Below are 11377 nucleotides of genomic sequence, written 5' to 3'. Positions count from 1 at the left end.
CAAGCCTGTCCGTACGCGCGATCTGCGCTGCGGACAGGCAGCGCGTGCGGGCCACCCTGCCGAAAGGTTAACCGCCAGCGCCGTAGAATTAACTAGCGTCGTTACCGGATGGCAAGGGTTGATGGGTTAAGGCTTGCGCAAGACAGGCTACGGGATTGCACGCAGATGCCCAATATCTTCTACGGGGACGCCACCAACAACTACATCGTCACGGCCAATGGTGAGGACATTATCTACGGCCTCGACGGCGTCGACGAACTCCACGGGCGCGGCGGAGTCGACCAGCTCTTCGGTGGCAACGGCGAAGACAACCTCTTCGGCGAGGACGGCAATGACCAGCTCGATGGCGGCGCGGACAACGACCAGCTCGATGGCGGTTTCGGCAACGACCAGCTGACCGGCGGCACGGGCGGCGACACCTTCACCGTCAACGACGATACCGATACGATCACCGACCTCGGCAACGGCAACGACATCCTCAGCGTCGGGCCGGGTGCCACCGCCAACGCGACCGTGGTTTCGGCGTGGACCGCAACTGCCGCCACGATCAACGACGGTACGGTGAATATCACCACCGACGGGTTTGCGGTCGATCTTACCCTTGCCGGTGGCGGTAACGGCTACTCCGTAACCAATACCGGCGCGGCCACCATGCTGACCGGCTCGGCCCAGAACGACACGCTGAAGTCGACGGGCGGGGCCGATACCCTGATCGGTGGCGCGGGCGATGACACGCTCATCAGCGTCGCGCACTTTGCCACCGTCGTCTATGCCGGCAACCAGGCGGACTACACCGTGACCAAGGTTGGAGGCAGCATCTGGCAGGTTGTCGACACCAACGTGGCCGACGGTGACGACGGCACCGATACCCTGATCGGTGTTCCCACCATCCAGTTTGCCGATGGTACGATGACCCTTCCGCTCAACCGGGCTCCTGTCGTTGCGAGCCCGATCAGCGATACGGCGATCAACGAGGACAGCGCGCTCAGCTTCAAGGTGCCGTCCGGCACGTTCAGCGATCCCGATGGCGACGCGCTTACGCTGACCGCCACGCTCGCTGACGGTTCCCCGCTGCCTTCGTGGATCACCTTCGATGCGGCGACCGGCACGTTTTCCGGCACGCCGCCGCAGGACTACAATGGCCAGGTTGCGCTCAAGGTTACTGCCGACGATGGCGAATATACCGTTTCGGACAGCTTCACGCTAACGATCAGGGCGGTGAATGACGCACCGGTGATCACTTCGGGCGGCGGCGGTGCCGAAGCCAGCTACACGGTTTTCGAAAACAGCCGCACCGTGGCCACGGTTACTGCCAGCGATGTCGATGCCGGCGCCTATCAGCGCTATGCCATCGTTGGTGGCGCTGATGCGGCGCTGTTCCAGATCGGCTCGCGCTCAGGTCAGGTGCTGTTCCGAGCCGCTCCCGATTACGAGGCGCCCAACGATGCGAACCGCGATGGCGTCTACGACATCGTTGTCCGGGTCAGTGACGGCAAGCTCTCCGACACCCAGACCCTTCACATCACCCTCGGCAATGTCACCAACGAGATCCTCAAGGGGACCACGGCCGACAACACCATCACCGGTGCCGGCGGCGCGGACCGGCTTTACGGGTTTGCGGGCAACGACTCGCTCGATGGCGGCGCGGGCAACGACCAGCTCTATGGCGGTCTTGGTGGCGACACGCTGAGCGGCGGGTTGGGCAACGACCGGCTCTATGGCGGCGAGGGTCACGATATCCTCACCGGCGGTCTGGGCCGCGACCTGTTCGTATTTGACCTGCCGCCCAGCACCGCAGGCGTCGATACGATCACCGATTTTGCCCACTCGCAGGGTGACAAGATCGCATTGAGTCTCGCCGACTATACGGGCTTCAACGAGACCGGTGCGATCACGGCGGATCAGTTTTATGCTGCGGCCGGTGCGTCTACCGCGCATGACGCCACGGACCGGCTCATCTACGATACCAGCAACGGCAACCTCTACTACGACGCGGACGGCGCCGGCGGAGTGGACGCGGTGCAGATCGCGACGCTTCAGTCCTACGCCACGGCCGGTTTCAGCTACCACGACGTCCTGATCGTCGCCTGACAACCCGTCTTTCGGCAATGTGCGCGCGCCGGCCCGCTCCCCGGGGGGAGAGCGGGCCGTCCTGCGTCTGGCGCGGTCTCAGTGCCCGGGAGCGTTGCGTTTGACGCTTTCGGCCATGCGGGCGAGTTGCTCCTCGGTCGCGTCGGTCTGGTAGCGTGCCTTCCACTCGGCCGCTGGCAGGCCGTGGATCACCTCGCGCGCCGCGGCCTTGTCGAGCCCCGCGCCGGCATCGTTGATCCAATCTGCAAGGCAATTGCGGCAGAACCCGGCAAGGCCCATGAGGTCGATGTTCTGCGCGTCATGCCGGTGGCGCAAGTGCCTGACGAGACGGCGGAACGCCGCCGCCGCGATGGCATCGGGCAACGCGTCAAGCGCATCGGGTGATGTCAATTCTGCATTCGTATCCATTGGGTTCGTCCTTGGGTTTTGCAGGTAGGTAGGCCATAGGGCGGGCGCATTCAATTCGAGGTGATGGACGTGGCAAAACTGGATCCCCGTGGCCGCAAGGTGAAAATCCTCGCCACTGTTGGGCCAGCCAGCCGGTCGCCGGAGATGCTCGAAAAGCTGTTCCGCGCTGGTGCCGATGCTTTCCGCGTCAACATGAGCCATGGCGAACACGCGGTGCATGCGGAGACGATCGCGGCGATCCGCGCGCTGGAGCGCAAGACGGGCCGGCCGATCACCATTCTGTGCGACCTGCAGGGCCCCAAGCTGCGCGTCGGCAAGTTCAAGGATGGCCGCGCCGTCATTCGTCATTCGGGCCACTTCACGCTCGATCGCAATCCGGAACCGGGCGATGAAACCCGCGTCCAGCTCCCGCATCCCGAGCTGTTCGGCATTCTGAGGCCCGGCCAGCGCCTCCTCATCGACGATGGCAAGCTGCGCCTGCGCGTGATCCGCGCCGATGAGAACGAAATCCTCTGTTCGGCCGAAGTCGGCGGCGTGATTTCCGATCGGAAGGGTGTCAACGTACCCGATGCAGTGATCCCTGTTCCTGCGATGACCGAAAAGGACCGCCGCGATCTCGCCTTTGCGGTTGCGCAGGGGGCCGACTGGATTGCGCTCTCATTCGTGCAGCGGCCTGAGGACGTTGCCGAAGCACGCCGCCTTATGGGCGGGCACGGCGCGCTGATGGCCAAGATCGAAAAGCCTGCGGCGATCTCGCGCCTGGACGAGATCCTTGAACTGGCCGACGGACTGATGGTCGCGCGCGGCGATCTCGGTGTCGAACTAAACCCTGAGCAGGTCCCGCCGCTGCAGAAGCGCATCGTCGAGAAGGCGCGGCGCGAGGGCAAGCCGGTGGTCGTCGCCACCCAGATGCTCGAATCGATGATCGAAAGCCCGACGCCGACCCGTGCCGAGGTGTCCGATGTCGCCAACGCGGTCTATGATGGCGCCGATGCGGTGATGCTGTCGGCCGAAACCGCCGCCGGTGCCTGGCCGGAGGAAGCGGTCACGATCATGGACCGCATCGCCAGCGAAGTCGAAAACGATCCCGGCTATGCGGCGCGCGTCCACTTCATCGAAACCCGCCCGGATCCCACCACGGCAGACGCGCTGGCCGAGGCCTGCGCCAGCATTGCCCGCACCGTGCCGATTGCCGGCATCATCGTGTTCACCGGCTCTGGCTCGACCGCAAGGCGCGTCGCGCGCGAGCGGCCCGATGCGCCGATGCTCGTGCTCACACCTTCGGTGATCACTGCGCGCAAGGTCGGCCTGCTCTGGGGTGCCCACGCGGTCGCCACCAAGGACATCGGCAGCTTCGAAGAGATGATCGCCAAGGGCAAGCGCATGGCGCTGCGCCATGCATTCGGCACGGCGGGCTCGCGCCTGATCGCGCTGGCCGGCGTACCCTTCGGCACGCCGGGCTCGACCAACCTGCTACACATGGTGACGCTGACTGGCGACGAACTCGCCAAGCATAGCGGTTAGGGTTTCGGGGCCGAGTCCTCGAAGGCTAGTTCATCAGGCTGAATTTAGCGAACACGGTCGCACCGATGGGGTTCTTGCCATAGGCGGCGCTCAGCGCGGCCGACTTGGCGAACAGCGCCCCGGTTCCGCCGACGGCCACCTGCAGCGGCCCGGCGATGCGCAGGCGGTAGGCATAGCCCAGTTCCAACTTGGTCACGCGGAAGGCCATGTCGTGCAATGGATCGGCGTGATCGGGGAACAGCTCGTCGTTGTTCACGTTCTCGATCCGGCCGAACAGCGTGTCGTGGTCGTTCGCATCCCAGTTGACCTCGCCGAGCCAGGCCGTGCGGGTCTTTCCCGGTACGCGCTGCTTGGCGCTGAATGCCGCCATCGCCGATAGCCCGCGCCCGCTGTTGTAATGCGCGGAGGCCGTGGTGCGCCGTTCGTTCTCGCCGGGGTGCGAGGCTTCGGGCTGCTTCAGACGGCCATGGCTCACTTGCAGCGACCAGGCGGGGGAGGGCATGAAGGTCGCTCGCACGCTCCAGCTGTCTAGCTTTGCGCGTTCGATGCCCCAGCGGTTCTCGTCCGGCTCTTCGCCGCGAAACGCGCTCGCCTCGATCTGCCACTTCGTGCCGTAGAAGCCGGCTGTCACCACGCCGTAGGTGATATGCGTCGAATCCAACCAGTGATGGGTGATCGGTGCCTCGGGGTTATACTGGGCAGACGCGCGGTGCATGAACGCGGATGGCCCGAGCGCCGGTTCGCCGACCGGCCCGCCATAGATGAAGGCCTTGAGCCCCGGCGCCACGGGCACATCAAGCCGCGCCGAAAGCTCCATGAACAGGTCGTGCGGATGCTGCCGGTCAGCCAGCGGGCGGCCATAGGCTTCCTCGCCGGTCGCAAAGAGCAGCGGATAGCCATCATGCCGCATCGCCGGTTCAAGGCTCAGCATGGCCTGCCCGGTGAGTTTCGCGCCCCCGCCAAGATCGTGGAGCCACATCACCATGGCCATCGACTGGCTGTAGAACTTGGTGCCGCCGCGCGGCCCGCCCTGATCGGTATAGACCGGCCAGACGTTTGCCTGGATCATCACCATGTCGCGCGCGCTCGGCATGAGGTGCAACCCGCGCATCGGCTCGTTCATCGGCTGGCGCGACGTGCCCGAGCCCGTGCCGTTCATCGACATCCACGACATATCCATGGAGCTGTTGCCCATGGAGTCGTGGTCCATAGCACCATGGTCCATCGTGCTGTGGTCCATCGTGCTGTGGTCCATCTGGGCGATGCACGTTTCCGGGGCAAGGAACGCGCCCAACAGGATCAGAAATTGTTTCACGTCAATTTCTTGTGCCAAACAGCGCGGAACCGACCCGCACGTGTGTCGCGCCCAGCATGATCGCTGTTTCGAAATCGTCGCTCATGCCCATGGAACGTCCGGCAAGGCCGTTTTCATCCGCCAGTTTGGCAAGGAGCGCAAAAAAAGGTGCCGGCTCGATCCCGGCGGGGGGCACGCACATCAGGCCGATCACCGGCAGTTCGGCGCGCCGTGCCTCCGCGAGCAGCGCGGGCACGTCGCCAATCGCGCAGCCGCCCTTCTGCGGCTCGTCGCCGATGTTCACCTGCACGAACAGCGGTACCTGCCGGCCCACCTTGTCCATCGCGCGGGCCAGCGCGGTGAGCAGCGAAAGGCGGTCGAGCGAGTGGATGCAGTCGAACCGCCGCACGGCATCCTCGGCCTTGTTCGATTGCAACTGGCCGACGAGATGCAGTCGGATATCGGGATGGGCCTCCTGCAGTGCAGGCCACTTGGCATCCGCTTCCTGTACCCTGTTCTCGCCAAACACGCGCTGCCCTTCGGCGATCAGCGGCAGGATCGCTTCGGCCGGATGGGTCTTCGAGACGGCGACGAGGGTCACCTCCGCGGCCTTGCGCCGGGCGATGGTGGCGGTGTGGGCGATGCGCGCCTGGATCGCGGCGAGCGGCGTATTGGCCTGCAGGGCCTCTGGATCGGTCATGGAGCGGTGCTATAGGCCGGTGATGCACCGGTGTCATCCTGTCCCGCGGGTCGTCCTGCTGAGCGATGCGCGCAACGATGGCCGGCTGGAATCCGCCATTTCACGCCTGCCACCGGGCAGTGCGCTGGTGTTCCGGCACTATCATTTGCCGCCCGCCGCCCGGCGCGCCCGGTTCGCAAGGCTGCGGCGGCTCTGCGCGCGGCGCGGCGTCATTGTGATCACCGCGGGCGAGGCGCGAGGGCTGCGGGCGGATGGGCGCTATGCGGCCCCAAACGACCTTGGCCGTGCTCCGGGCCTGCGTCTTGCCACGGCGCATTCGCTGGCCGAGATCGGCGCCGCGGTCCGCGCGCGTGCGTCCGCGATTCTGCTCTCGCCGGTCTATCCCACCCGCTCACATCCCGGTGCGGCGGTTCTGGGCTCCCTGCGGTTTCTCTCCCTCGCGCGGCGCTCACCGCTTCCGGTCATCGCGCTCGGCGGCATGACGAGACGCCGCGCCGCGCGCCTGCCAGTGTGGGGCTGGGCCGCCATCGACGGGCTCGCCTGAACCCCGCAGAAACCTACGACTCGCCGGGATTCCTAGGGTTTCGCTTGCCATGCATTCTTGACGCCATCCCCTCTTCGGGCGCATGGTGCGCCCCAGAAGGGACAGATTTGATGGCATCTCGCGCACTCGTTTCCCCTGCCGGCGGGCGCACGGCCAAGGCTGCGGACTGGCGCGCCATCCTGCGGCGCAGCTTCCGCCGCAGCGCTGAGTTGATCGGCGCCTCGGTGCTGTTTGCGGCAATGGTTGCGCTCGGCCTCGCGCTCGCGACCTATACCCAGACCGATCCTTCAGGCAGCACGGCCTCGGGCAGCCCGGTCGAAAACTGGATGGGCCTGCCCGGCGCCTGGGCAGCGGAGCGCGTGCTCCTGTTCTTTGGCCTGCCCGGCGTGCTGCTGCTGCCGCTGCTCTATGTCTTTGCGCGCCGGTTGTGGGATGCAGCCGGCGATCTGATCGACGTTGATGAGGAGGACGATGACGTCCAGCCGCTTCCGGCGTGGTGGAGCCTTGCGGTCATGCTCGTGCTGGCCATGGCGCTGATCGGCACGGCCTTTGCGCTCATGCTGACCGGACCGGGTGGCACGTTGCCGGCCGGCGCCGGCGGTCTCGGCGGTCTGCTGGGCGCCGCGGCGATCCGCGGCATCGCCCATGTCCTGCCGGATGCGGAGCTGTGGATCGTGCGCGGCGCCGCAGTCATCACAGCGCTTGCCGGGCTTGTCGCCACCGCGCAGGTCTTCGCGTTCGACTGGCACCGCCTGCCGCGCATGCCCGCCTTCCTGCGGCGCGGCGAGCGCCCGGTGGCGGAAGCGGTCAGCGGAGTCGCCGCGCTGCTCCCCAAGCGCCAGCCCAGGCCGCGCGCCGAAGCCGCGAGCGAGGACGCTGCCGCCGCGCAATCCGATGCGCCGGCGCAGCGCCGCCGGCCGACCGAGATTACCGATCCCTCGCGCCCACCCGCGCAGGCGCAGACGGCAGGCAAGGCGCGGCAGGGTGATCTCTTCGACCAGTCGCAGTTCGCGCTCCCCGGCCTCGACATTCTCGAGCCGCTGCCGGTTGCCTCGGGCCCCAAGATCGACAAGCTCGCGCTCGAGCGCAACGCACGCCTGCTCGAGAACGTGCTCGACGATTTCAACGTGAAGGGCGAAATCACCGCGGTGCGCACCGGCCCCGTCGTTACGATGTACGAACTGGAGCCCGCCCCCGGCATCAAGGCCAGCCGCGTCATCGGCCTCGCCGACGATATCGCCCGCAACATGAGCGCGATCTCAGCGCGCGTCTCCTCGATCCCCGGCCGTACCGTCATGGGCATCGAGCTGCCCAACGCGGTGCGCGACATGGTCTCGTTCCACGAGTTGGTCTCCTGCGACAAGTTCGTGAACTCGAAGGGCATGCTGCCGATCATCCTTGGCAAGGATATCGCGGGCGAGCCAATCGTGGCGGACCTTGCGACCATGCCGCACCTGCTCGTCGCGGGCACCACCGGCTCGGGCAAGTCGGTGGGGCTCAACTGCATTCTGCTCTCGCTGCTTTACCGGCTGACCCCGCAGCAGTGCCGCCTGATCCTCGTCGATCCCAAGGTGCTCGAACTCAAGTCCTACGACGATATCCCGCATCTCCTTTCGCCCGTCGTGACGGAGCCCTCGAAGGCGGTGCGCGCGCTCAAGTGGGCGGTCGAGGAAATGGAGCGGCGCTACCGCATGATGTCCTCGGTCGGCGTGCGCAACATCTCGGGCTTCAACGACAAGGTCAGCGCCGCTGCCAGCAAGGGCAAGCCGTTGGGTCGCCGCATCCAGGTCGGCTTCGACCCCGATACGGGGGAGGAACTGTTCGAGGAACAGCAGCTCGATTACCAGGTCCTGCCGCAGATCGTGGTGATCGTGGACGAACTCGCCGACCTCATGGTCACCGTCGGCAAGGAAATCGAAGTCCTGATCCAACGCCTCTCGCAGAAGAGCCGCGCTGCGGGCATCCACCTCATCATGGCCACGCAGCGCCCCTCGGTCGACGTCATCACTGGCGTGATCAAGGCCAACCTGCCGACCCGCATCAGCTTCGCCGTCACCAGCCGCATCGACAGCCGCACGATCCTTGGCGAGCAGGGCGCCGAACAGCTGCTCGGCAAGGGCGACATGCTCTACAAGCCCAGCACCGGCGCGATTGCGCGCGTCCACGGTCCCTTCGTCAGCGACGAGGAAGTCGAGCGAGTGGCCGATTACTGGCGCGGGCAGGGCGCGCCGGACTATGTCGATTCGGTCACCGAGGAGCCCGAGGACGGCGGCTTCGGCTTCGACGACCTCGACGCGACCGCCTCGGACAATCCGGAGGAGCGCAAGTACCGCCAGATCTGCCAGCTCGTGTTCGAAAGCCAGAAGGCCTCGGCCAGCTGGGTCCAGCGCCAGATGGGTGTGGGCTACAATACCGCCTCCAAGTGGATCGAGCGCATGGAAGCCGATGGCTTCGTCGGCCCCGCCAACCACGTCGGCCGCCGTGAGATTTACCGCGACAAGGACGGCAATCCGCTGTGACGGAAGCAATCTTGCCGAAGACCGCTTAATCCTTTCCGAGCGCCGCCGTCCTCCTTTCTGACCGGCATCGGCGCTTTGCCCATGGTCGCTGCCGCCGGTTCCCGGACCCCACCCGGGATGGCGTCCAACAAGCGAGAAAGGTCATGGCGTGCCCTACGTAGCCTTGTCCCAGTGCTGGTTCACGAGGGCGCATCAGCCGACCGCCTGGCGTGCGCACGAGGATGATGGCGGGATCTACAGCATCTGCCGGCATTGCGGCCGCCGCATCGTGACCTGGGGGCGGCACCGCTGGTCGATTGCCGACGGGCTCGACATGTCGCACCTTGCCGAAACGGTCACCGGGCGCTTCCTCACCGTGCTCGACAGCGCCGACGAGTTCGTCGTGCGCCGCTTCACCGTCGATCACTTGCCCGATGAAGAGGCGATCGAGGCGTTCAAGGCCGAACTGCGCGAACGCTATGGCATGGATGAGCCAGGTAGCGATCTCACCCTGCTCGACAGCGCGGACAAGAAGGCTGAGCGTCCGCGCAAGGCGCCCCCTATGGCCGCACCGCGCGCGGCACCGGGTACCCCGCGAACCGCTTGATCCGCCGCAGCGAGAAGCTCGACCGCATCGACGACACCCCGGGCAGCCGCGCCAGGCAATCGCGGTGGATATGGTCGTACTGGTCAAGATCAGCTGCGGCCACACGCAGCAGGTAGTCCGCCCCGCCCGACATCAGGTGGCACTCCAGAATATCGTCGAAATCGCCCACCGCGCGCTCGAAGCGGTCCATCGCCTCGCGGCTCTGGCTGGTCAGCGTGATCTCGACGAAGACTTCCACTGCAAGCCCGATCCTGCGCGGGTCGATCCGGGCGGCATAGCCGCTGATCACGCCCGCCTCCTCCAGCGCGCGGATGCGCCGGTGGCAGGCCGAAGGGGACAGTGCGACAGCGTCTGCCAACACCGCAACGGGCCGCGACGAGTCGTGTTGCAGCGCATCAACCAACGCGGCGTCAATCCGATCCACGCAATAATTTCCCGCTATAAGCATTTGATGCAGGAAATATCACCATCCCGGCGGCCCGCAAACCCGCAATCAGGTGAAACAACGCGCATCATCGGGCGTATCCTGCGCCAAGCGGTGAACCAGAGGAGCCTGTCATGCGTGTCGGTACTGTCCGGGAAATCAAGAACCACGAATACCGTGTCGGCCTGACGCCCGAGAGCGTGCGCGAACTGGTCGTTCACGGCCACGAAGTCTGGGTCGAAGCCGGCGCCGGGCTCGGCATCGGCGCGGCAGACCGCGATTACGAAGCGGCCGGTGCGGTGATCAAGCCCGATGCCGCGGCGATCTTCGCCAGCTGCGAGATGGTCGTGAAGGTCAAGGAACCACAGGCCGTCGAGCGCGCGCAGCTGCGCGAGGGGCAGATCCTCTTCACCTACCTTCACCTCGCTCCCGATCCGGAGCAGACCGCCGATCTCGTCAAATCCGGCGTCACCGCGATCGCCTATGAAACCGTGACCGGCCCCGGCAATCAGCTTCCGCTGCTCAAACCGATGAGCCAGGTCGCCGGCCGCATGTCGATCCAGGCCGGTGCTACCGCGCTCGAGAAGGCCCATGGCGGACGCGGCGTGCTGCTCGGCGGTGTGCCCGGCGTGCTCCCCGCCAAGGTCGCCGTGATCGGCGGCGGTGTCGTCGGCTTCAATGCCGCGCAGATGGCCTCCGGCCTCGGGGCCGATGTCACGATCCTCGACCGCGATCCCGAAGTGCTGGAACGGCTTGGCACCCACTTCGAAAGCCGCGCCAAGACCCGCTTTTCGAACCGCGCCAACCTCGCGGACTGCGTTGCCGAGGCGGACCTCGTCATCGGCGCGGTGCTGATTCCGGGTGCTGCCGCGCCCAAGCTCGTAACGCGCGAGATGCTCGCCACGATGAAGCCCGGTGCGGTGCTGGTCGATGTCGCGATCGATCAGGGCGGCTGTTTCGAAACGAGCCGGGCGACGACCCATGCCGAACCCACCTTCGTCGTCGATGGCATCGTTCATTACTGCGTCGCCAACATGCCCGGCGGTGTCGCGCGCACCAGCACCTACGCGCTCAACAATGTGACCCTGCCGCATACGATGAAGATCGCCGATCTCGGCTGGAAGGCAGCGCTGGCCGCCAACCCGCATCTTGCCGCCGGGCTCAATGTCCACGCTGGTGAAGTGACCTACGAAGCCGTAGCGCGCGAGCTTGGCTATGCCTACCGACAGGTCGGGGAATTCCTCGCCTAGGTTAACCTGGCTCTAAGCCCCTTTCGCTAGAACCGGC

The 11377-nt window shown here is 66.1% G+C and carries 10 protein-coding genes; 6 read left to right on the top strand and 4 right to left on the bottom strand.

Features of this window, described 5'->3' with window-relative positions; all coding sequences use genetic code 11:
* Nucleotides 1–165 precede the first annotated feature (165 nt).
* Complete coding sequence (locus tag AQZ52_RS01985; protein WP_067906271.1) at nt 166–2091, top strand: putative Ig domain-containing protein; 1926 nt, start codon at nt 166–168, stop codon at nt 2089–2091.
* Between the two features lie 78 nt (nt 2092–2169).
* On the opposite strand, the gene AQZ52_RS01980 is transcribed toward AQZ52_RS01985, so the two are convergent.
* Nucleotides 2170–2499, bottom strand: a complete 330-nt coding sequence (locus AQZ52_RS01980; protein ID WP_067906270.1) for a DUF1244 domain-containing protein — start codon at nt 2497–2499, stop codon at nt 2170–2172.
* A gap of 63 nt (nt 2500–2562) precedes the next feature.
* Here AQZ52_RS01980 and pyk point away from each other — a divergent pair, with 63 nt between their 5' ends.
* A complete protein-coding gene (gene pyk, locus AQZ52_RS01975; protein ID WP_067906269.1) occupies nt 2563–4023 on the top strand; it encodes a pyruvate kinase in 1461 nt (486 codons plus the stop codon).
* A 25-nt stretch (nt 4024–4048) separates the two neighbouring features.
* Here pyk and AQZ52_RS01970 read toward each other — a convergent pair whose 3' ends face one another.
* Both AQZ52_RS01970 and AQZ52_RS01965 read right to left on the bottom strand, forming a co-directional pair.
* Complete coding sequence (locus AQZ52_RS01970) at nt 4049–5338, bottom strand: hypothetical protein (RefSeq protein ID WP_240481407.1); 1290 nt, start codon at nt 5336–5338, stop codon at nt 4049–4051.
* Nucleotide 5339: 1 nt separating this feature from the next.
* A complete protein-coding gene (locus AQZ52_RS01965; RefSeq protein WP_067906268.1) occupies nt 5340–6017 on the bottom strand; it encodes a YggS family pyridoxal phosphate-dependent enzyme in 678 nt (225 codons plus the stop codon).
* Here AQZ52_RS01965 and AQZ52_RS01960 point away from each other — a divergent pair.
* From AQZ52_RS01960 to AQZ52_RS01950, 3 genes are all read left to right on the top strand, one after another.
* Nucleotides 6016–6561: a thiamine phosphate synthase gene (locus AQZ52_RS01960; protein WP_205626404.1), complete on the top strand. Its 546-nt coding sequence runs from the start codon at nt 6016–6018 to the stop codon at nt 6559–6561. The genes AQZ52_RS01965 and AQZ52_RS01960 overlap by 2 nt on opposite strands.
* 110 nt (nt 6562–6671) lie before the next feature.
* Nucleotides 6672–9080: an FtsK/SpoIIIE family DNA translocase gene (locus tag AQZ52_RS01955; protein WP_067906267.1), complete on the top strand. Its 2409-nt coding sequence runs from the start codon at nt 6672–6674 to the stop codon at nt 9078–9080.
* 148 nt (nt 9081–9228) lie between these two features.
* Nucleotides 9229–9666, top strand: a complete 438-nt coding sequence (locus tag AQZ52_RS01950; RefSeq protein ID WP_156424747.1) for a hypothetical protein — start codon at nt 9229–9231, stop codon at nt 9664–9666.
* Here AQZ52_RS01950 and AQZ52_RS01945 read toward each other — a convergent pair.
* On the bottom strand, nt 9620–10090 hold the full coding sequence (locus tag AQZ52_RS01945) for an Lrp/AsnC family transcriptional regulator (protein WP_067906265.1): 471 nt from the start codon (nt 10088–10090) through the stop codon (nt 9620–9622). The two genes, AQZ52_RS01950 and AQZ52_RS01945, sit on opposite strands and share 47 nt — an antisense overlap.
* A 134-nt stretch (nt 10091–10224) precedes the next feature.
* Here AQZ52_RS01945 and ald point away from each other — a divergent pair, with 134 nt between their 5' ends.
* Nucleotides 10225–11340 (top strand): alanine dehydrogenase, encoded by a 1116-nt coding sequence (ald, locus tag AQZ52_RS01940; RefSeq protein WP_067906264.1) that lies wholly within the window; start codon nt 10225–10227, stop codon nt 11338–11340.
* The last annotated feature ends 37 nt before the right edge of the window (nt 11341–11377 follow it).

This window comes from Novosphingobium fuchskuhlense (assembly GCF_001519075.1).
GTDB classification, from domain to species: domain Bacteria; phylum Pseudomonadota; class Alphaproteobacteria; order Sphingomonadales; family Sphingomonadaceae; genus Novosphingobium; species Novosphingobium fuchskuhlense.
The sequence above is the reverse complement of the archived record's forward strand: the minus strand, read 5'-3'. Positions and strand labels throughout refer to the sequence as shown.